The 21,731-nt window shown below is 37.0% G+C and carries 16 protein-coding genes; 10 read left to right on the forward strand and 6 right to left on the reverse strand.

Annotated elements, in window-relative coordinates:
• Window positions 1-222: 222 nt before the first annotated feature.
• Together porV and porU are read right to left on the reverse strand one after the other, a co-directional pair.
• Window positions 223-1,347 (reverse strand): type IX secretion system outer membrane channel protein PorV, encoded by a 1,125-nt coding sequence (gene porV, locus EGH73_RS06735; protein WP_123281216.1) that lies wholly within the window; start codon window positions 1,345-1,347, stop codon window positions 223-225.
• 41 nt (window positions 1,348-1,388) lie between these two features.
• Window positions 1,389-5,327: a type IX secretion system sortase PorU gene (gene porU / locus EGH73_RS06740; protein ID WP_123281217.1), complete on the reverse strand. Its 3,939-nt coding sequence runs from the start codon at window positions 5,325-5,327 to the stop codon at window positions 1,389-1,391.
• A 162-nt stretch (window positions 5,328-5,489) separates the two neighbouring features.
• On the opposite strand from porU, the gene gldJ reads away from it, so the two are divergent.
• From gldJ to EGH73_RS06760, 4 genes are all read left to right on the forward strand, one after another.
• Complete coding sequence (gldJ, locus tag EGH73_RS06745) at window positions 5,490-7,097, forward strand: gliding motility lipoprotein GldJ (protein ID WP_089769992.1); 1,608 nt, start codon at window positions 5,490-5,492, stop codon at window positions 7,095-7,097.
• An 85-nt stretch (window positions 7,098-7,182) separates the two neighbouring features.
• Window positions 7,183-8,451, forward strand: a complete 1,269-nt coding sequence (locus tag EGH73_RS06750; protein ID WP_123281218.1) for a UDP-N-acetylmuramoyl-tripeptide--D-alanyl-D-alanine ligase — start codon at window positions 7,183-7,185, stop codon at window positions 8,449-8,451.
• Between the two features lie 253 nt (window positions 8,452-8,704).
• Complete coding sequence (gene hemN, locus EGH73_RS06755; RefSeq protein ID WP_123281219.1) at window positions 8,705-10,063, forward strand: oxygen-independent coproporphyrinogen III oxidase; 1,359 nt, start codon at window positions 8,705-8,707, stop codon at window positions 10,061-10,063.
• Between the two features lie 53 nt (window positions 10,064-10,116).
• Window positions 10,117-10,944, forward strand: a complete 828-nt coding sequence (locus EGH73_RS06760; RefSeq protein WP_123281220.1) for an alpha/beta hydrolase family protein — start codon at window positions 10,117-10,119, stop codon at window positions 10,942-10,944.
• Window positions 10,945-10,948: 4 nt separating this feature from the next.
• Here the strand turns inward: EGH73_RS06760 and EGH73_RS06765 are convergent, their stop codons facing one another.
• The gene (locus EGH73_RS06765) at window positions 10,949-11,413 is read right to left on the reverse strand and encodes a hypothetical protein (RefSeq protein ID WP_123281221.1); all 465 of its coding nucleotides are present in this window, start codon (window positions 11,411-11,413) and stop codon (window positions 10,949-10,951) included.
• A gap of 83 nt (window positions 11,414-11,496) precedes the next feature.
• Between EGH73_RS06765 and EGH73_RS06770 the strand changes: the two genes are divergently transcribed.
• Together EGH73_RS06770 and EGH73_RS06775 are read left to right on the forward strand one after the other, a co-directional pair.
• Entirely contained in the window at window positions 11,497-11,940 is a 444-nt protein-coding gene (locus EGH73_RS06770; protein ID WP_123281222.1) for a 6-pyruvoyl trahydropterin synthase family protein, read from the forward strand.
• A 94-nt stretch (window positions 11,941-12,034) separates the two neighbouring features.
• Window positions 12,035-12,655, forward strand: a complete 621-nt coding sequence (locus EGH73_RS06775; protein ID WP_123281223.1) for an OmpW family outer membrane protein — start codon at window positions 12,035-12,037, stop codon at window positions 12,653-12,655.
• 51 nt (window positions 12,656-12,706) lie between these two features.
• On the opposite strand, the gene EGH73_RS06780 is transcribed toward EGH73_RS06775, so the two are convergent.
• Window positions 12,707-13,903 (reverse strand): exo-beta-N-acetylmuramidase NamZ family protein, encoded by a 1,197-nt coding sequence (locus EGH73_RS06780; protein WP_123281227.1) that lies wholly within the window; start codon window positions 13,901-13,903, stop codon window positions 12,707-12,709.
• A 4-nt stretch (window positions 13,904-13,907) separates the two neighbouring features.
• Here EGH73_RS06780 and EGH73_RS06785 point away from each other — a divergent pair, with 4 nt between their 5' ends.
• From EGH73_RS06785 to EGH73_RS06795, 3 genes are read left to right on the forward strand one after another with little or no spacing between them, the layout of a single operon-like run.
• Window positions 13,908-15,137 (forward strand): ABC transporter permease, encoded by a 1,230-nt coding sequence (locus tag EGH73_RS06785; RefSeq protein WP_089769985.1) that lies wholly within the window; start codon window positions 13,908-13,910, stop codon window positions 15,135-15,137.
• A 20-nt stretch (window positions 15,138-15,157) separates the two neighbouring features.
• Window positions 15,158-15,763: an LURP-one-related/scramblase family protein gene (locus tag EGH73_RS06790; RefSeq protein WP_123281224.1), complete on the forward strand. Its 606-nt coding sequence runs from the start codon at window positions 15,158-15,160 to the stop codon at window positions 15,761-15,763.
• A gap of 14 nt (window positions 15,764-15,777) precedes the next feature.
• On the forward strand, window positions 15,778-16,761 hold the full coding sequence (locus tag EGH73_RS06795; protein WP_089769983.1) for a PLP-dependent cysteine synthase family protein: 984 nt from the start codon (window positions 15,778-15,780) through the stop codon (window positions 16,759-16,761).
• Window positions 16,762-16,845: 84 nt separating this feature from the next.
• Here the strand turns inward: EGH73_RS06795 and EGH73_RS06800 are convergent, their stop codons facing one another.
• On the reverse strand, window positions 16,846-17,688 hold the full coding sequence (locus EGH73_RS06800) for an isoaspartyl peptidase/L-asparaginase (protein ID WP_089769982.1): 843 nt from the start codon (window positions 17,686-17,688) through the stop codon (window positions 16,846-16,848).
• 10 nt (window positions 17,689-17,698) lie between these two features.
• On the reverse strand, window positions 17,699-18,595 hold the full coding sequence (locus EGH73_RS06805) for a cyanophycinase (RefSeq protein WP_123281225.1): 897 nt from the start codon (window positions 18,593-18,595) through the stop codon (window positions 17,699-17,701).
• Window positions 18,596-19,007: 412 nt separating this feature from the next.
• Here EGH73_RS06805 and cphA point away from each other — a divergent pair, with 412 nt between their 5' ends.
• Window positions 19,008-21,626, forward strand: coding sequence for a cyanophycin synthetase (cphA, locus tag EGH73_RS06810; RefSeq protein ID WP_123281226.1), 2,619 nt, complete (start codon window positions 19,008-19,010; stop codon window positions 21,624-21,626).
• The last annotated feature ends 105 nt before the right edge of the window (window positions 21,627-21,731 follow it).

Below are 21,731 nucleotides of genomic sequence, written 5' to 3' on the forward strand. Positions count from 1 at the left end.
CTCCAAAATATCATTAACGATCCGAACAGGATGATTTTCGGGAATCAAATCCTCAAAACTATAAGGAAACAAAACCAACTGATTTTGATTGTAATGCTTAAAATTCATAAACAACTTTCTGATTATCAGATATAAATATACGAAAACCCTCAATAATAACCAAAAAAAAATCCGCCTCAGTTGTGAGACGGATTCTTTAAAATATAGTTAATAAATCAAATGTTAATAATCTGTAGCGTTATAAGTCTCACTTCCGATGTTCCAAGTTAAGCCAAATCTCAACGTATTGTCAAGTGCTGTATTGATCTTTGAAGTATTAATAAGATATGAAAGATCCAGACCAAAAGATGCGTATTTGAATCCTACACCCACAGTGGCGTATTGTCTTGCGCCTTGTTCAGGAGATTCTGCAAAGTACCCCGTTCTAATAGCAAATGTGTCATCATAAGAATATTCTGCCGCCCCACTGAACATAATACTTTTTTTGTTACTGAATGATTTGCCGATGCCTTCAATGGGACCCACATTTGGAATTAACTGTGTATCACTATCTGGTGCTGGAACTAGTATTTTAGACGCTTCACCACTGAGGCTGAAACGGTTCATGTCATCAATCAACAAATCGTAACCGATACCTAACCTTGCCATAGTCGGAAGGTAAGATCTGGAGTTTTCATCACCTGTATAATCTAACTTCGGACCGATATTTTGTACCGCCCAACCTGCTTTCACACGTCCTTCGTATCCACTGATACTCTCGTGTTTAGGAGAAACAAAATATCCAGATACATCTACTGCAAAAGTATTGGCAGCTTTGAAGTTGCTGTCTGAATTAAAACTCCCGAAATCTGAACGGATAAATCTACCAGTTACAGCCATAGAGTAGTTGTCTGATAATTTTAAACCGTAAGCAAGATCTATAGAGAATTCATTAGGTTTTACAGTACCATTGTCTATAATTGTTCCGGCTTTTATATCCGTAAGTGAAACTTCGCCCATATTAAAATAATATAAACTTGCACTTAGGGTAGATCGCTCATCGTCTCCGAGAAAAGTGTAGAAAGATCCGTATAATAAGAAAACATCGTTTGTAAGCTTACTCATATATGGAGTGTAGTTAACTCCAACTCCCGACGATACTTTTGCAAAAGGGTATTTTGCGGCATTCCAAAACTGAGAAAAAACATCAGTAGACGTCACCACACCCTGATCTCCCATCCCGCCAGCTCTAGCGTCTGGAGATATTCTCAGAAACGGGGCTCCTGTTAAAACAGTATTGTTACTCTGAGAGAAAGCAAAAGCACTAACGCCAATTCCTAATCCTAAAAATAATTTTGTTAAATTCATTTTTTTTCTTTTAAGGTAAATTTTACCAATATATTCATTTTTTATTTTAATAAAACCATTTTTTCAACTGCAGTAGCACCACCTGAACACTTTTCCTGGTTTTGACTTCTTGCAAATATCTTAAAAATATATGTGCCTTTAGCTACTGTATCTCCAAAATCATCTTTTCCGTCCCATTCAATTGCCTGTCTTGGTGTTCTGAAACCCTGAAGGAAATTTTCCGCAGCCACAGTTGTTGATAATGTTCTTACTATTTTACCAGTAATCGTATAGATCTGAACATTAACGTCCAAAACATCATCGCAATTGTGTTCAAACTGAATATACGTTTTATTTGTAAAAGGATTTGGCCAGTTCAAAAGTCTATTAACTATCAATTTTTTTTCTGATTCGTCTTTTACTACAAAATTTAACGTAGAGGTTGTAGAATTATTGTTGATATCCCAAACTTTAAAAGTCAGCTGATGCTCACCAGGAGTCAGATTTCTGAAAGGGAATGTAACCGAGCCTTTTTGATAGTCATTGAGCTCAGAGCTGCATCCATTACCGTCACCGGAAGAAAAATAATCATTGACGGATGTTGTATTGACCACATCGCCATCCAGGATGAAAGTAATATCGTGACCAATTCCGGCTCCTGTAGAATTAATTCCCATATTATCTCGCACGCAGGCAAGAAGCATTGGATTCTGATTTGTAATGCCTCCGTTAGCAAAATTGATATTGTTCATATAAAGATTAACCGCAGGCGGCTCAGAATCATTAATGCCATCAGGATTGATGCCGCCAACTGTCTGTGTTTGATTTGTAAACACATCATAAGCGTTTGTTTTAGCATCAATAAAGTTTTCTGCGTAGGCAAGGATTCTACCTGATCCAACAGTATAATTAATGTCCTTTGGAACATAGAATTCTACGGTGTAAAGTCCGTTCTCAACTTTTCCGGATGCTTTTACAATAGCGCTTGGCTCCTCGGTATACTTCATTTTGTCACTCATTTGAGAAACATTATCATTATTCAATGTGGTTTTCTCAATTTTCTTATCAAAAATATTGATAACGACACGACCTTTGAATGTATTATCTGTTGTAGTGCCATCAGCCTTTAATACGCGACCCGTAATTTTTACAAAATCTAATGCTCTTATCTGGTTAGGCACAGGTGTCTGTATGTTGTCAATTGCTAATTGTCTTTTTGGTCTGCTTATTTTCATTGCAGGATCACCTAAAAAGTTGACCCGAAGGTGATCCGGCACTGAATAGGTCTGATAAACGGTATTGTGCTGGTATTTTGCCGAAAGATAGGCATCTCCAAGTCTTACAAAATCATCATTGACGAGCTCAAAGAGTTTATTGGTGAGAAGTGGTGTGAATTTTCTTCCATAATCTACAGAAATAGCTCTGCTGGAAGTGATCATTGTAGAAGCGCCCCCTGTTTTAAGCTTTATCATCTGCTCACCGGCAGAATTGGTGCTGGGTTCATCCCATAACGTAAATTCGCAGGTAATGGTGGACACCAACGGGAATCTGCTGTAAACTGCGGAGTAATTATTAAAACCTTGTATCTCTGTTGATGTTAAAATCCTTTCCTGAGCCCATCCGTTAATACCACCGTGGCCAAAATAAAATAAATATAAACTGTTGCCAACAGCATTTGTAATCGCTTGGTTTACTTGTGGATATCTCTGTCCGCCGGCACTGGTAACAGCAGGAAAAGCATCGAGGTATAATTTTCTAATATTATATTCTGGTCTATTTGTACTTGTGAAATTTTGATTAATAGCATTCTCTATAAGATAATGAAACGGGGGTTTTATATTATCTGGGCCACTGCCGTCAAAGTCATCATCGGCAACGAAATCCATTTTCATACGCCATTCTCCAAATGGGTTGGACTGGCCTGGTAATGCATTATAATACGCTAGCGTCTTATCAATCAATATTTTTGCTTCCTGCGGACTGTCTGCCGGTAATCTTCCAATTGGTAAATCTGGAAGCATATTGGTTATATATTTTGAAGTCTGCGGATATTTTGTCATTACGAAATAATCATCCGTGACATACGATGACTTTACATCTGAGCTATACTCGCTTTGGTAGCTTGGAATTATGTCTGTATTATTAGCAATTCGGTTTTTGAAATCATAAGAGGTGTCTCCTAAAAGGAAAACGTATTTCAAAGAACCTGCCGGTGTATTTAGTTTCGTAATAAAATCTCGGATGGCAGTGATGTCTTTACTTCCGCTACTGAATTCGTTGTAGATTTTATTAATGTCAACAACCTGGACATTAAATCCGTTTTTTGAACGATGGTAAGAGGCAAGTCTTTCGGCTTGTGCTGCATAAGTAGGTTGTGTTATCATCAGATAATCAACATTTTTGAGGGAAGCAAGATCCTGATTGTCAATTCTTCCTACAAACCCGGGTTCGAAAGCAGCTGAACTTTTGAATGCGGCAAATTCATTATTAAAAAACGGATTATTTGCTGCATAGCCAAAACTGAAAACAGAATTTTGTCCGCTTTTGTTGGTTAGTTTTTTTGCATTCGTAATGTCAGAAACATCCCATATCTGTTCCAGATCAGAAGTATTTTTAACAGAAAAACCATAAACTGCACCAGATCCTGTCGCAATGTCAAAATCTCTAAAGTTCATCTGTGAGCCATTGAAATTAAGATCTTGCTTATATTGTACCTCTGCATAATCAAAATAAAAGGACGCATTTGGATTGGCGCTATTATTTGTGGTGTAGGAAAACTTTATGCTTGTTCCGGTCTGGTTTAACAGTGCGGTTTCATAGGAAAGAGGAACATAACTTTCAGCATTTGCAGAAAGTTCTCCATTGTATTTCTCTCCATTGACGTCAATAGAGATTTTTGCAGATTGTGCATTAAAAGCTACTACCTGTGTTTTGATCCGTATGATATCATCTGCATCCAGTGGAGATTTTGTGTTGAAAATAACATCCTTGGAACCTGCGATTACATCTCCTGTCCACGTTCTGCCTAATTTCGAAAGGTTAAATTTTTCTTCATTGATATATTGATAATCGTCATATCGGGTTATAAGTTCCGTTGGAAGAGTGCTATCTACGGTTTGTATTCTTTTTCCGGGTCCTATATCGAAATTGATGAAATAGTAAGCATAATCTTCATAAATATTGACAACGTTATTAGACGTGTCATTTCTGTATTCGGTTCTTTTCTTTCCTGCACCATTGTTTAGATTAAACAGATTATAGCCATTTGGACCCTGAGCATAAAAGATAGCAAAATCATTATCGTTCCAAACACCATCATCCTCACCAACTACTTGTATGGCGTTTTCCTGAAGCGCATTATAACGCATATCATTATTGTATTCAGGAAGCATTAATCCACCATTTCCATAGATTCTGAAGTTTTTGGGATTAACCTTGCTAGGATTGATTCCGTTTTGCTGTAAAAATTGTTTTGTGATTTTAAAAACTCCAGATTTATCGACCTTTATTTTGTAGAAAGTTCCGGATTTCAATGGATTTTCACTTGTACCGTATCTATTGCTTCCTCTGTTGACAGGAATAGATTTGTTCGTTTGATTAATAACAAAAGAAACCAGTCTGTATATCCTGTTCTTTTCTGCTTTTACCGCTTCGACTTTAATTCTAGCTGATTGTTTTTTTTCAGTCTCATCAAAATAATAATCAATGTAATATTTAAAGGTTGAGGAGATTGAATTAATTTTAAGTCCATAAACTTCCTTTGTAGGTATTTCTTGCCATTGTGCCTGATCAATATTTATAATATTGTCAGTTTTAACTTTAATATTGGCATAGAGCGAGTTAGCATCTATTTGAAAACCATTATTACTGAAAGATGGATAAATTATTTTTTCCGTACCATAGTCCATCTCAGTTGTAGATCCCCATTCTAGATTAATCTTTTGGGCAGAATATAATGCAGTAAACAGCGTAAAGGCTATGAGGTAAAATTTAAATTTCATCAACTGGACTAATTTTTAGGATTACAAAATAAACGATTTTTTTAAAAAAATGATATATAATAAAAATAATTTAATTGCGTTCTATCAAAAAAAGATAAACAATATTTGATTAATTAAAGAATTTGCTTTTTCTTTGTACTTTGAAAATTTCTATATCAGATTATGAAAAAAATAAGGTTGTTTTCGATAATTACTTTTAGCAGTACACTACTTTTAATAAGCTGCGGTGGAGGTGGCAACACTAAAAAAGGCGGCGGAACAAAAGGTTTTGTAAGTAAAACCGGCTGGAAGCCTAACGAAAAAGATGGTTGGTTCTTCTCTGGTAAACAACAAAAGCCTAAAGCATGGCCAGGAATGGTTTATGTGGAAGGTGGTACTTTTACGATGGGTTTAGTAGAAGACAATGTAATGCATGACTGGAACAATACCCCAAGAAGAATGCAGGTAAGCTCTTTTTTTATAGGAGATACCGAAATCACTAACTCTGAATATAGAGAATACACAACTTGGCTCAAGTTTGTTTTCCCATCTACAGAACCAGGTTTTAAACATATCTATTCAGGTGCTTTACCAGATACACTGGTTTGGAATAACAAACTATCCCGTAATGACTACGCAGAAACTTATTTTAGATCTCCCGAATATGATTATTACCCTGTAGTGGGTGTATCTTGGTTGCAGGCAACTAAATATTGTGACTGGCTTACCGAAAGAGCAAACGAAAGAGCACTAATGAAACAAGGTGTTATTTCAAAAGATATCTATTCTGGTGATAAGGCTGCAACTGCAGGTGCTACATTTAACATGGATAAGTTTAAATCCAACGATGCAGAGCTGGATGCTTATGTAGATAAGGAAAAACTAAAGAAAAGAAGTGGTATAAAAACAAGCAACGAACGTATTGCTGCTGCAAACAGAAATAGTTCTTCCGGAATTGTAGAAAAATTCAGACTTCCTACAGAAGTAGAATGGGAATTTGCTGCTCTTGGTCTTCAAAAGAAAAGAGAATATAATAATTACCTCGGTAAGGCTCCGGAAATAAAAAATCTGAAGGGAACCAAAGGTAAATACAGAGGGATGTACCTTGAGAATTTTAAAATGGGACGTGGAGATTATTCCGGTGTAGCCGGTTGGAAGAACGATGGTTCACCAACTACCGCGGATGTTAAACAATACCCATCCAATGATCTTGGAATCTATGGTATGTACGGAAACGTTGCAGAATGGGTTGCAGACATTTATAGACCAATGATAGATGAAGAATTTAGTGACTTCAATTATTACAGAGGAAATAAAACTGTTCAAACAGTTACAAATGAAGATGGTACAACTAAAAAAATTACTAATGAAGATATAAAATATGATACTTTAGCAGATGGTCGTCTGGTGTACAAAGGTCTTCCAGGTGAGTTTGAAAGAAAAGTGATTGCAGATAATGGAAATTACCGAGATGGAGATTATCAGTCTTCATTAGATTCTGGAGGTACAGCCCCTAGTGACAGTACAGATTACAATATGTACAATTCTGTTAAACCTAAATTTATTGTCAATAAAAATGGTAGCGTTGTAATACAGAAGGACAAAAACAAACCCACGACACAGATCAGCGATTTTGTTAGAGTGGTAAAAGGAGGTTCTTGGTTAGATTCTGCATATTGGCTAGATCCGGGTCAGAGAAGATTTAAAAATCAGGCAAAAGGATATGGTTGGATTGGATTCAGGGTTGCTCAGGATGCCAAGAATACAAAAAGTGGTCGTACGAAAAGATAATTTTTCAACCATTATAAACTTAAAACAGTAGATTTTTTCTACTGTTTTTTTGTTTTAATACAAATTCATTTAATACTTTTGAAGAATGAAGATTAAGGATTTTTATCAGATATTTTTGCAGAGTTCCAATACGGTTATAGATAGCAGAAAAGTACAAAAGGGAAGTGTGTTTTTTGCATTTTCCGGCGATACTTTTAATGCAGCAGAAAAATCTTCCGAAGCTTTAGAAAATGGTGCCATAGCTGTTATCGTAGAAGATGAAAACTATAATTTTCCGAAAAAAAACATCTTTTATGTACCATCAGTTCTGGATTTTTTACAACAGTTGGCTGTTTATCACAGAGATCAATTAAAAATTCCGTTTATAGGACTCACTGGAAGCAATGGAAAGACAACCACAAAAGAATTGATCAGCATAGTTTTGTCCAAAAAATTCAATGTTCAATTCACTTTCGGAAATCTTAACAATCACATTGGCGTTCCACTAACCATTCTTTCCATCAGAAATTCACATCAGATTGCAGTCATAGAAATGGGAGCCAATCACCAGAAGGAAATAGAGCTTCTCTGTAAAATTGCAAAACCAAATATCGGTTATATTACCAATTTTGGGAAAGCACATCTCGAAGGTTTTGGCGGTGTAGAAGGCGTTATCAAAGGAAAATCCGAGTTGTATGATTATCTAAGAACTCATAACCAAACTATTTTGGTCAACAGTGCAGATCCGGTTCAGGCAGAGAAAACCAAAGATTATCATAATAAAATAACTTTTGGGACACCAGAGTCGACTTACAGTTTTTCGCCACTCTCCAAAGACCATTTCGTAGGACTGGTTTATAAAGAAACGGAAATAATTTCTAATCTCACAGGCCGCTATAATTATGATAATATCTCTGCGGCTATATCGCTAGGCTTGCATTTTGGCGTAGATATTCAGGATATTAAACAGGCTATTGAAGAGTATGTCCCGTCCAATATGCGTTCGCAGATTCAGAAAAAAGAAGGGAAAACCCTCGTTTTGGATACCTATAATGCCAATCCCAGCAGTATGCAGGCATCCTTGGAAAACTTCAGAACTTTTTCGGGGACCAAGCTCATAATCATAGGTGATATGTTGGAACTGGGAGAAGAAAGCGCAGCCGAACACCAACATATTCTAGACTTCGCAAAAACTTGTGGATTTGACAATATTATTACCGTTGGCCCAAATTTCAAAAACATTAATACAAATTTGGCATTTCTGAACACTTCAGAACTTTCTGATTATCTGCAAAATAATCCTGTAACGCAGGAAAATATACTGCTAAAAGCATCGCGTGGTATTGCTTTGGAAAAAATTATTGATTATATTTAGAATGTTGCAGACTACTTTCTATTCATAATTGTTTATAAGGAGCTATTTCCCGCTTTCCATTCCAATCTTTTTTGCTCGGCATAGCCTCTCGCAAAAAAGGATTTCCATTGCAATCGGGGCTATGGGATTATCCATAAAATAACTACCGTTCGGAAGAAAGCATTTTTCAAACTATTAATAGAATAGAAGCGACCGATTAAAAATCATCCCAAATCAGGAATCTTTCCAAACTCTATTTCGTAACTTTGCAACAATGAATTCATTAGTTAATAAATACAATATTCCGGGGCCGCGTTATACATCGTATCCCACTGTTCCTTATTGGAATGAGGCTGGTTTTACGTCAGACCTTTGGAAACAATCCGTCATTAAGTCCTTTTCAGAAAGCAATTCTGAAGAAGGAATTTCCATCTATATTCATCTTCCGTTTTGTGAGGCGCTTTGTACTTTCTGTGCTTGTCACAAAAGAATTACCAAGCAACATTCTGTAGAAATACCCTATCTGGAAAGTGTTCTGAAAGAATGGAAACTCTACTTGGAACTCTTTTCCGAGAAACCAAAACTTAAAGAATTACATTTGGGTGGCGGAACGCCTACTTTTTTTTCGCCGGATAACCTCAGAAAACTGTTGCAAGGGATTTTCGATACTGTAGAAATTACAGATGACCAAGAATTCAGTTTCGAAGGACATCCGAATAATACCACGAGAGAGCATTTGCAGACATTGTTCGATCTTGGTTTTACCAGAGTCAGTTTCGGAGTCCAAGATTATGACCCGAAAGTTCAGAAAGCTATCAACAGAATTCAGCCCTTCGATAATGTTAAAAACGTCACCGAATGGGCCAGGGAAATAGGTTACAAAAGCATCAGCCACGATTTGGTTTTCGGTTTGCCACACCAGACTTGGGATGCAATGGAGTTTACCATCCGCAAAACATTGGAACTAAAGCCAGACAGACTTGCATTTTATTCCTACGCACACGTTCCTTGGGTAAAAGGTGTTGGACAAAGAGGTTTCGACGAAACTGATCTGCCAAGTGGCGATGAGAAAAGAAGGCTTTATGAAGACGGGAAAAAACTTTTGGAAGATCTTGGTTACATAGAAATAGGAATGGATCATTTTTCTCTGGAACACGATGATCTATACCAATCGCTGGTTCAGAAAAAGTTGCATCGTAATTTTATGGGTTACACATCCAGCAAAACACAGTTGATGGTGGGACTTGGCATGTCTGCCATTTCGGACAGCTGGTACGCATTTGCCCAAAATGTAAAAACTGTGGAAGAATATCAGAAAATAGTTGAAGAAGGCGAGATTCCGGTATTCCGTGGTCATATTCTGGATGATGAAGATCTAAAGATTAGAAAACATATTCTGAATCTGATGTGTCAGCTGGAAACAAGTTGGGACTTGCAGTCTTCATTTCCTGAAATCGAAAATGCAATTGATAAATTAAAAGAAATGGAATCTGACGGTTTGGTTCAGATTTCGGAAAATCAAATCAGAATTACAGAAAAGGGAAGAGCTTTTACAAGAAATGTAGCAATGGTTTTTGACCTAAGAATGATGAGGAACAAGCCAGAAACTCGGATTTTTTCGATGACGATATAATGAATTAAAAGAAGTTTTAGTAACTTCTTTTTTTTATTTAAATAAGATTGAAAATGAATTTAATCAAACATAAAAATATAATCCTAAAAAGTTCTAGAGAATTTTTAGCTGATGCAATTTTTCCAAATTCTGACAAGAAACTTCCTCTAATCATTTTTGTTCACGGCTACAAAGGTTACAAAGATTGGGGTGCTTGGGAGTTGATGGGAGAGAAATTTGCGAATGCTGGTTTTTATTTTGTTAAATTCAATTTTTCACATAACGGAACTACGATTGAAAATCCAAATGACTTTGCAGATTTGGAAGCTTTTGGAGAAAATAATTATTCCAAAGAATTGGATGACTTAGAAATTATTATCAATCATTTTAAAAACCAAAATGAAGTTGATTCAACCAAGATAGTTTTAATAGGTCACAGCAGAGGCGGTGGGATTTCTATTATAAAAACTTCTGAAAATCAATCTATTTCAAAATTAATTACACTTGCGAGTGTTTCTACACTTGACAGATTTCCGAAATATGAAGCTTTTGAAAGTTGGAAAAATGATGGCGTCTATTTCGTGGAAAACACCAGAACCAAGCAAAAATTACCTCATTATTTCCAGTTTTTTGAAGATTATAAGAATAATGAGGAAAGATTGGATGTAGAAAAAGCCTCAAAGAAAATTGATATTCCGACACTCATTATACACGGTTCTTCAGATGAATCTGTTGGCATGGATCATTCTAAAAAACTTCATGAATGGATCGGAAATTCGGAATTAAAAATTATTGAAAATGCCAATCATACTTTCGGAGCAAAAGAGCCTTGGGAAGAAACTTCGCTACCAAAAGAACTCAATACTGCAGTAGAATATTGTATTGATTTTCTTACAAAATAATTGATTATTTTTTCTTTATAAGTTTGTTGTTCTCTATCCATCTTTTACTATTATTAATGTCCTTCAGATACCACATATTATTAGCATTCATCAGATATAAATTGTAAATAATAGGAGAGGCGATTTGTTTGCCTTCCAGATAGTTGGCTCGGACCGAAATTGCATTTCTCTTTCGCATAAAATCACCAGAAAAAATGTTGGAATAAGTCTGTCCAGTCGCTTTATCATCAATCAGTTCGATAAGGGTTATTTTGTCATCAGCTCCAAATTCAAGGATATGACGTTCAGAATGATCCGAAAATTCTTCTAGTAGTACAAATTTTTTATTGTTAATGGTATAGTCCGAAGCGTCAGTCATTTTTTTATACTTGTTCTCGATCTTTTCAAGAATCTCGTTTATAGCACCAAAGTTTTGAGAATAAAAACAGACTGAGGATAAAATACTTAGAAGGAATAGGGCTTTTCGCATTATATGTGGATGTGAGATAAAGATAAAGTTTTAGAGGTTTCTCTGCAAAAATTATTCCGTTGAATTTTAATTATCTTTGCAGCATGATAAGAATTACTAAAATTTTCAATTTCGAGACTGCGCACGTTCTATATAATTATGATGGTAAATGCAAAAACATGCACGGCCATTCCTATAAATTATTCGTTACTGTAAAGGGAAATCCAATTAAGGATTTGGATCATCATAAAAACGGAATGGTTGTAGATTTTGGTGATATCAAGAAAATTGTAAAAGAAGAGATTGTTGATATCTGGGATCATGCCGTTTTGGTAAATGGCGATTCTCCACATAAGTTACTTGGAGAAAGTTTGGAAAATCAAGGTCATAAAGTAATTTTTTGTAAATATCAGCCCACTTGCGAAAATATGCTTTATGATATTGCTGCTAAGATAAAATCCAAATTACCCACTCACGTTCAGTTAGCTTATCTGAAACTTCACGAGACTGAAAACTCATACGGTGAATGGATAGCAGAAGAAAACTAATATAAGATATTAATAAAAAGATAATGTTTTTTTTGATAAAAATTTGTGGGTTTAAGAAAATTTAATAATTTTGCACCCTCAAATTTGATAAACTATGAAAAAACTATTATTAGTTGGTGCGGTTGCACTTTTCGGCGCTATGAACGCTCAGACTGAAAAAGGATCTTGGGTAATTGGTGGTTCAACAACAATTGGTTTTAACAGCACAAGTTCTAAAGTAAAATATAATGGGCAGTCGGTGGATGGACCAAAATCTACATCTTTTAATATTAAGCCTTCAGCTGGATATTTTGTAGCTAATAATGTCGCAGTAGGACTTGATTTTGGTTTTACTTCCACTAAAAATGAAAGCACAGAATATTTTTTAGGTGAGCAATATGATTATGAGAGTACTTCTAATACTTTTATCGTAATGCCTACAGCAACTTACTATTTTAAATCTGCTTCGAAGGTAATGCCTTATTTAGGAGCTGGTGTTGGATATTTTTCGAATACAACTAAATTCCCTGCAAGCTCTTTCAATAATGAAGAAACAAAATTCACTACGGATGGTTTAGCTTGGGGTGCAAAAGGAGGTATTGTTTATCTTGTGACACCATCAGTCGGTATCGATTTAGGATTAGCTTATGTTAATACATCAAATAAAGAAGGAGAAGTTAAAACTGTGACTAACACATTTGGCGTAAATGCTGGTTTCTCTTTTTTCTTTAAATAAGAACACTTTTTATTTACATATAAACAAAAACCTCGCAACTGCGAGGTTTTTTTAGTTAGGGTAGACAATATATTTTTGTCTTATCTTTTCAAATTGGTCAAGTTCTTTTTTCCAGCTTCCCCGGATTTCTATTTCGGATTTTCCAGCAATGATTTGTTTTCTCAGTTGGTCGCTTCCGGCTAATTTGTCAAAAAATAAATTCTTCAAAAAGAAATCCTGAGCGGGATTTTTATAAGCTTTGTAAGATTTCAATATCCATTCAAGAGTTAATTTTCTCAGATCTTCAGGATATTGACTCAGGTTTTCTCCAAAACATAATTTTCCATTTAGGAAAGGATCTTTTGCGCCTTCGGTTGGTTTTGGTGTGAATTGATACTGGAAATCCTTAGTCCACGTACTTCCATAGATTTGAAATGGTAAATCCGTTCCACGTCCAACAGATACCTGAGTTCCTTCAAAAAAGCAAAGGCTTGGATAGAGATTGATCGATTTGTGATTCGGAAGATTGGGCGAAGGTTTATCAGAAATACCATATCGTTTTTGTTTGTGATAATTCAGCATCGGGATCAACGTATATTTTGCAGTCGCTCCGTTTTTTAACCACTTTTCACCATTAACCATTTTACCATATTCACCAATTGTGAGCCCGTAAACTACAGGAACATTATGAAGCCCAACAAAACTTTTCCATTCATTACGCATCATTGGTCCGTCTGTGTAGCCGTCGTGTGGATTTGGCCTGTCCAAAACGATCACTTCGACATTATTTTCGGCAGCCGCTTCCATAATATACGACAAAGTTGAAATGTATGTGTAAAATCTTACCCCAACATCTTGGATATCAAACAAAATAACATCAGCACCTTTCAGATACTCTGGTTTTGGTTTTTTATTATCGCCATATAAGGAAACAATTGGTAAACCAGTTTTGCTGTCGGTTCCATTTTTAACATGTTCCCCGGCATCTGCAGTTCCACGGAAGCCGTGTTCGGGCGCAAAAATAGATTTGATTTTTACATTGTTTTCAACTAAAAAATCAACCAGATGTTTTTTGTTATTTAGAAGACTCGTTTGGTTGGCAGCTACAATTACATTTTTATTTTTGAGTAGCGGAAGATAAAGTTCCGGTCTGTCTGCAGCAGTTTTAAAACAGTCTTCAGATTTGTTTTGGGACTTAATAAATGGTATTGATCCAAAATAAATTAGCAAGATAAAAACTAAAGTTTTATTTTTGAAGCTTAAAATCATTGATTTGAAATTTCCGTTATATTTCTCTAAAAAAATAGCGTTTTCCAAAGATAACAAAAATAATCTCTCTAAGGTGATTGTCTATATCGGCAGGCTTTCTGTTGCATTGGGCATCATTGTGTCGCTGATTACCATTTCCACAGGTCTGGGTTCCAAAAAAGCAATTGAGGACAGGATTTCTAACTTCAGTGGCGATATTTCGGTGAAGTCCACACGTTCTAATTCTTCTTACAACACATCAGTCCTAGACACCAATGGATTAGATAAAAAGGCTATAAAGAGTGTTCCTGGTGTTGCGGGATTGCAGTCTTATGCAGCAGTGAGTGGAATCCTAAGAACGGAAAACAACTTCGCTGGCGTTATTCTGAAAGGTGTAGGAAAAGACTTTGATAAGTCCAGATTCGAGCCATTTATGATACAAGGCTCAATTCCTGATTACAAAGAAGATGGTTATAATAATGAAATCATTCTTTCTGAAAAGATAGCTTCTGATTTAGCGCTAAAAACTAGTGACAGCATTGTTGCGATTTTTTCCAAAGAAGATCAGAAACCGATTTACAGAAAATTTCTGATTAAAGGAATTTATAAGACGGACATCAAATTAGTGGATGATCTGTACATTATTGGAGATATCAACCATGTTCGTAAAGTTCTGAATATGAACGAAAAAGAAGTTGGTGGACTGGATGTTTTTCTGGAAGATACGGATCAGATTGCTGATGTTTTCCCGAAAATTGAAAAATACATCGGGTATAAAAATTATGCTGAAAAAGTAACCGAAAAATATCCGCAGATTCTGGATTGGGTTAATATTTTTAACCAGAATATATCATTGATTATCACGATTATGCTGTTAGTAGTAGTCATTAACATCGTAATGGTTTTGCTTATTCTCATCATCGAAAGAACCAACTCCATCGGACTTCTCAAAACTTTCGGAGCTACGAACGGACAAATCAGATCAATATTTATCAATTACACTTTGATGATTATGATTCCCGGTTTATTTGCCGGAAACGTCATTGGAATTGGTTTGCTATTGGTTCAGAAATATACAGGCATAATAAAGCTGGATCCAGAAAATTATTTTATCAGCACGGTTCCCGTAGATCTTAATCCGCTATATATCATTTCTGTTTCTGTTGGTATTTTTATTGTGTCCGGGATTGCTATGATTTTACCAAGCTACCTGATCAGTAGGATTTCGCCTCTGAAAGCCATTAAGTATAGCTAATTTTTAATCAAGAAAACAGAATGATACTAAAGAATCTCAACTATCCGCTGGAATTTAAATTTAAAATTACCACATTGGCGAGCGATTTCAACATCACGGACAGAAACGGAAATTACGTTGCGTACGTTCGTCAGAAAATGTTCAGGCTGAAGGAAGATGTAATTGTTTTTAGCGATGAAAGCAGAACTAAAGAATTATTTAACATCAAGGCGAATCAATGGATCGATTTTAACGCATCTTATATGATGACAGATCTGCTTACAGGTAAAAAGTTCGGAAGTTTGGCGAGAAAAGGAATGCGCTCTATCTGGAAAGCGAGATATGATATCATTGATGAGAAGGACAAGCCAATTTATCAGATTAATGAAGATAATGGCTGGATCAAAGTTTTTGACAGCTTTGTCGGAGAAATACCTATTTTAGGAATGCTGACAGGTTATTTTCTGAATCCTTCATACACCGTAATGGATAATGCAGGAAAAGCGTATTTTAGGCTCAAGAAAATGCCGTCGTTGATAGGGAGAAGATTTCAGCTGGAAAGATTGATTGATATAGATGATGAAGATGAGTTTCTAATCATTCTTAGCTTTCTGATGATGGTCTTGCTGGAAAGAGCCAGAGGATAATTATAAATAAGATTATGAAATATTACAATAATATCGTAGAAACAATCGGTAACACACCGTTGGTTAAGCTTAACAAAGTTTTAGGGGAAGATTTTCCAGCTTTGGTTTTGGCAAAAGTAGAAACTACAAATCCGGGAAATTCCGTGAAGGACAGAATGGCGCTTAAAATGATTGAAGACGCCGAAAAAGACGGTCGGCTGAAGCCGGGCGGAACTATTATTGAAGGGACTTCGGGAAATACAGGAATGGGTCTTGCTCTGGTTGCAATTCAGAAGGGCTATAAATGCATCTTCGTAACCAACTCCAAGCAGTCTAAAGAAAAATGTGACATCCTCCGAGCTGTTGGTGCAGAAGTGATTGTTTGTCCAACAGATGTTAAGCCTACAGACCCGCGCTCGTATTATTCTACAGCTAAAAGATTAACGCAAGAAACCGAAAATGCTTGGTATGTGAATCAATATGATAATTTGTCCAACAGACAAGCGCATTATGAAAGCACAGCGCCAGAAATCTGGGAGCAGACCGAAGGGAAATTGACGCATTTCGTAGCTGGTGCCGGTACAGGCGGAACAGTAACTGGTTGTGGAACATTCTTCAAAGAGAAAAACCCGAATATCAAAGTCATTGGCGTTGATACTTATGGTTCGATTTTGAAAGAAATCCACGAGACGGGAGAGATTCATCTGGATCACGCGTACACTTACATCACTGAAGGCATTGGAGAAGATATTCTTCCTGAGAATTACGATATGAGCGTCATCGATCATTTCGAGAAAGTGACTGATAAAGATGGTGCAATCTATGCAAGAAAACTGGCAAAAGAAGAAGGTATTTTCTGTGGTTATTCTGCAGGAAGTGCAATGTCTGCTTTGGTTCAGATGAAAGACCAATTTACCAAAGACGACGTGATTGTCGTTCTGCTTCACGACCACGGAAGCCGTTATGTAGGAAAAATCTACAATGATGAGTGGATGAAAGAAATGGGTTGGCTGGATTAATAATTATGAATTGTTAATTATAAATTATAAAAAACCGCTGTCGGAAGATAGCGGTTTTTTTATTGGTTTATTAGTAAAAGTAGATTATTCAAAAACTTCAAAATCCACTCCATCAAAACTCGCAAAAACCATCGTCGGATAAGAATCCTGATGGAAAATATTTCCTTCAGAATCAATTCCGATGGCACCGGCAAAACCGTCAATTTCTTTCAGTTCTTCAAAGGTTCTGTCAAAAGCATTATCTATGGTTGATCCGTCGGTTACTCGGGTTACAATTTTTGCTGCAGTTGCATTACTCACGATGTCTTCGCCAACACCCGTGCAGCTTACCGCGCAGAATTTGTTAGCAAAATTACCTGCAACAGTCGCCGAATCAGAGATTCTTCCGGGGATTTCAAAACCTTTTCCACCCGTTGAAGTTGCAACCGCCAGTTTTCCGTGTTTGTCAATGGCGACAGCTCCAACAGTTCCTTTACCGCCATTTTTTAGTTTTTCTTCGTATTCTTTTCTACGTTGCGGGATTTCCGTTGAAAAGTTTTCGAACCCGTGGTGATTGGCATATTGTTTCGCTCCGGTTCCGCCAAGCACACGATCATCCTCTTTCATCAGTTCCTTGGCTACGAAAACAGGATTTTTCACATTTTCTATGTTGATGACGCCGCTCATTTTCTGAGTTTCGCCGTTCATAATCGCAGCACTCATTCTGATAACGCCGTCACTTTGGATTTGCGAACCAATTCCGGCATTGTACAATTCATCATCTTCCAAAAGCGAAACAGCATAAGCAACCGTGTCAAAAGCCGAATTATCTTGTAAAAATTCGTACGATTTTTTCGCAATGTCCTTTAGTGAGTTTTGTTTAGCCAATTTCACTTCATTGCTTTGACTACTTTCGGAGAAAAATCCCCCGTGGATGATTATTTTCATTAGTTCTTTTTTAGTTATCAGCACTAACTTGCGGAATCGGATTGTATTGGGAATTAACAATCGTCATTTCTCTGGTTTTCATATCAAAAGTATCGTTCATAGAAAGCACATCCACAATCAGATTTTTAATAGAAATCGGTTGTCCGAGTTCAACATTGGTCAGGTTGGTATCTTTGATTTGCAATCCGTCTACCATAATAACCAAACCGGAACCTATCGCAGTCATAATATCATCTTGTATAAAAAGTCCGGTATCTTCACCAAGACCAATACCCAGTGTTCTCGGATTATTTACAACAGCCTGAAAAAGCCTGCCTATTCTACCTCTTTGAACAAAATGCGTATCTATAATCACGTTTTCGATAAAACCAAGACCTTGTGTCGTTTTGATTTCGCCTTTCAAAAGCGCTTCCGAGCTGGAGCCCTGATAAATCATATTCTCTGAGGCAGCAGCGGCACCGGCAGATGTTCCTGCATAGATAAAATCTTCCGTTTGATATTTAGTTAAAATTGCATCGTGAAATCTCGTTCCACCAAGAATAGAGGTTAGGCGAAGTTGGTCGCCACCTGTGAACATCACCACGTCGGCAGCATTGGCTCTCGCTACAATCGCATCACTATTAGCTTGTTCACGATTTTGAATATCAAGAATATTACAATTTTTTGCACCAAGATATTCAAATGCTTTTTTATATTCAGGACCTACGATGTCAGGAATTTGAGATGCGGTCGCAATCACTTCAATAACAGAATCTTCTTTTAGTTTAGATTCATCAATAATCTTTCTGAGGATTCCGCGTTCAAAAAAGTTAAGATTTTTTTCAACATTTTGGTCGAAATTGGTTTCTGTAAAACTACCTTTGTTCACAGCGCCGCCAATGATGACTAGTTTTCCTTTTGATTTCATATTAACAAAAATAATAAATCATTACAGAATAAACCTCATATTAAACGCTTAAAAATCCACAAAACTGATTTAAACTTTTAATAATTAAGGACTTATTTCCGAAAAATAATGCTTATTGATTGATGGATTGTTAATTATTCTAAAGAATCAATAACAGATTTGTTTTATAACACAATAATTATTTTCGATTTTTCTTGATTTTACATTATCTTTGATAAAATAGAGAATAAGAATTTACAAATTAGCAAGCCTCTTAGATTTTACATTTTAATTCGGCATGAGATTTGGGCAGCTTTATCCGCCCTCCGTTCCCGCTATTTTTATTTTTATCAAAAATAAAATGAGCTTCACTCAGGTCGGACTGTGTGCAATTCTCTGTAAAATCATAGGTTAAAAATCCGTGAGTATAAATATGAAAATAGAAAAAATACAAGTTTTACGTGGCCCGAATATCTGGAGCATTACACGAAAAAAACTGATTCAGATGCGTCTCAATCTGGAAGAGATAGAGCATCAGCCTACTAACAAAATAGATGGTTTCCGGGAAAGAATCGAAAAGCTGATTCCTTCACTTTATTCCCACAGATGTTCTGAAGGGACGCCAGGCGGTTTTTTCAAGCGTGTAGAGATGGGAACATGGATGGGACACGTTATAGAGCACATTGCTTTGGAAATACAGACACTTGCCGGTATGGATGTAGGTTTTGGAAGAACGAGGGAAACCAAAACTCCGGGAACTTACAATGTTGTTTTTAACTACATCGAAGAAAAAGCAGGTGTTTTTGCGGCGGAAGAATCTGTGAAAATAGCGCAATGCCTTATAGAAGGTTCGGATTATGACCTCATTTTTTGTATTCAGAGTCTTAAGGAAATTAGAGAGAGGGAAAGGCTGGGACCATCTACAGGAAGTATTGTAGATGAAGCAGCTTCCAGAAGGATTCCTTGGATCAGATTAGGAAAAAACTCTCTGGTACAGCTTGGTTATGGGATCAATCAGCAGAGATTTCAGGCTACCATTACCGGAAATACCAGTAGCATTGCCGTAGATATTGCGTGTAATAAAGAGCTGACAAAAAAGATGCTGGAAGATGCGGCGATTCCCGTTCCGTCAGGAGATCTAGTGGTAGATGAAGAAGATTTGCAAGCGGTTATCAGAAAAATTGGTTATCCGTTGGTGCTGAAACCACTGGACGGAAACCATGGAAAAGGTGCTTCCATCAATGTCAAAGATTATGAAACAGCTGTTATCGGTTTGGAGCACGCTCAAAAATATTCCAGAAAAGTCATTGTTGAAAAATATATTACAGGTTTTGATTTCAGGATTTTGGTCATTAATCACAAAATGGTTGCGGCGGCTAGACGAGTTCCTGCGCATGTTGTAGGCGATGGCGAACTGAATCTTCAAGAACTCATCGATAAAGAAAATTTGGACCCAAGACGAGGGTACGGACACGAAAATGTTCTCACCGAAATTAATGTAGATAAAGATACTGATGAGCTTCTGGGAAAATTGGGCTACACACTGGAAACCGTTCCACAGAAAGGGGAAATTGTTTACCTGAAATCCACAGCCAATTTATCAACAGGAGGTACTTCCATAGATGTAACGGATATGGTTCACCCGGAAAATGTCCAGATGGCAGAACGTATTTCCAGGATCATCGGTCTGGATGTATGTGGAATAGATATTATGGCGGAAAATCTTACTCAGCCTCTGAAGGAAAGTGGTGGCGCCATTTTGGAAGTCAATGCCGCACCTGGTTTTAGGATGCACCTTGCTCCAAGTGAGGGTTTGCCGAGAAACGTAGCAGCGCCAGTGGTAGATATGCTTTATCCGCCAGGCAAAGAATTCAGAATTCCGATTATAGCACTCACCGGAACTAATGGTAAAACTACAACGACCAGATTATTGGCTCATATCGTTAAAAATAATGGAAAACGAGTAGGTTTCACAACTTCGGATGGGATCTATATCCAGAATACACTGCTCCAAAAAGGAGATACAACAGGGCCAATGTCCGCAGAATTTATTCTTAAAGACCCGACTGTAGAATTTGCGATTTTGGAAACTGCCAGAGGCGGTATTCTTCGTTCTGGATTAGGATTTGGAACTTGCGATATCGGGGTTCTTACCAATATCAAGGAAGATCATCTGGGGATTAGTGACATCCATAACCTCAAGGATCTGACAAGAGTAAAAAGAGTTGTTCTGGACAGCGTGAAAAATGACGGCTGGTGCGTTCTGAACGCCGATGACGAATATTCTATGAGACTGGCGGACGACCTTCGCGCAAAAGTAGCCTTGTTCAGTTTGGATGAGAATAATCCGCATATCAAAAAGTTTGCAAAAGAAGGTAAGATTACCTGTGTCTTTGAAGAAGGTTTTGTAACCATCAAAAAAGGGGAGTGGAAGATTAGGATAGAGAAAGTAAAGAACATCCCGATTACGATGGAGGGTAAAGCAAAATTTATGATTGCTAATGTGCTGGCAGCATCCTTGGCGGCTTATGTCTATGGTTTTGAGATTCCGAATATCGCTCTGGCTCTAACAACGTTTATCCCAAGTGCACAACTAACGCCGGGCAGACTAAACGTTTTCAAATTCAAGAACTTCAAGGTGATGATAGACTTTGCGCACAATCCGGCGGGTTACGAAGCCATCGAAGACTACCTGAAAAATGTGGAATCCAACAAGAAGATCGGAATCATTTCGGGAGTGGGAGACAGGCGGGATGGTGACATCCGCGAGTGTGGTAAAATCGCTGCGAGAATGTTCGATCATATTATCATCCGGAATGAGAAGCACCTGCGCGGGCGCACGGAAGAAGAGATAAACGGTCTTATTATAGAAGGCATACAGAGTGTGGATAAAAGCGTAAGCTACGAAATCATCCCGAAAGAGATTGATGCTCTGAAGCACGCAATGAGCCTTGCTGAAGAAGGAACATATATTACAGCACTGAGTGATGTGATTAATAATGCCATCGAGATCGTTCAGGAATATCAGGCCAAGGAATTGCAGGACGAATAAAAGTCTTGCTATCTAAACTAGAGAATCTCATCGCAAAATCCGCGAAATAAAAACAAAGATTCAGACAAAAAAAACCGCACTCCAATGGAGGTCACTGAAAAACCC

Origin of the sequence: Epilithonimonas hominis, assembly GCF_003730015.1 — a bacterium.
GTDB lineage: Bacteria > Bacteroidota > Bacteroidia > Flavobacteriales > Weeksellaceae > Epilithonimonas > Epilithonimonas hominis.

What these genes read in the sequence shown, in the direction of transcription:
- porV (WP_123281216.1), bottom strand. Translation starts at nt 1,347, where the DNA reads ATGAATTTAACAAAATTATTTTTAGGATTAGGAATTGGCGTTAGTGCT.
- porU (WP_123281217.1), bottom strand. Translation starts at nt 5,327, where the DNA reads ATGAAATTTAAATTTTACCTCATAGCCTTTACGCTGTTTACTGCATTA.
- gldJ (WP_089769992.1), top strand. Translation starts at nt 5,490, where the DNA reads ATGAAAAAAATAAGGTTGTTTTCGATAATTACTTTTAGCAGTACACTA.
- EGH73_RS06750 (WP_123281218.1), top strand. Translation starts at nt 7,183, where the DNA reads ATGAAGATTAAGGATTTTTATCAGATATTTTTGCAGAGTTCCAATACG.
- hemN (WP_123281219.1), top strand. Translation starts at nt 8,705, where the DNA reads ATGAATTCATTAGTTAATAAATACAATATTCCGGGGCCGCGTTATACA.
- EGH73_RS06760 (WP_123281220.1), top strand. Translation starts at nt 10,117, where the DNA reads ATGAATTTAATCAAACATAAAAATATAATCCTAAAAAGTTCTAGAGAA.
- EGH73_RS06765 (WP_123281221.1), bottom strand. Translation starts at nt 11,413, where the DNA reads ATGCGAAAAGCCCTATTCCTTCTAAGTATTTTATCCTCAGTCTGTTTT.
- EGH73_RS06770 (WP_123281222.1), top strand. Translation starts at nt 11,497, where the DNA reads ATGATAAGAATTACTAAAATTTTCAATTTCGAGACTGCGCACGTTCTA.
- EGH73_RS06775 (WP_123281223.1), top strand. Translation starts at nt 12,035, where the DNA reads ATGAAAAAACTATTATTAGTTGGTGCGGTTGCACTTTTCGGCGCTATG.
- EGH73_RS06780 (WP_123281227.1), bottom strand. Translation starts at nt 13,903, where the DNA reads ATGATTTTAAGCTTCAAAAATAAAACTTTAGTTTTTATCTTGCTAATT.
- EGH73_RS06790 (WP_123281224.1), top strand. Translation starts at nt 15,158, where the DNA reads ATGATACTAAAGAATCTCAACTATCCGCTGGAATTTAAATTTAAAATT.
- EGH73_RS06795 (WP_089769983.1), top strand. Translation starts at nt 15,778, where the DNA reads ATGAAATATTACAATAATATCGTAGAAACAATCGGTAACACACCGTTG.
- EGH73_RS06800 (WP_089769982.1), bottom strand. Translation starts at nt 17,688, where the DNA reads ATGAAAATAATCATCCACGGGGGATTTTTCTCCGAAAGTAGTCAAAGC.
- EGH73_RS06805 (WP_123281225.1), bottom strand. Translation starts at nt 18,595, where the DNA reads ATGAAATCAAAAGGAAAACTAGTCATCATTGGCGGCGCTGTGAACAAA.
- cphA (WP_123281226.1), top strand. Translation starts at nt 19,008, where the DNA reads ATGAAAATAGAAAAAATACAAGTTTTACGTGGCCCGAATATCTGGAGC.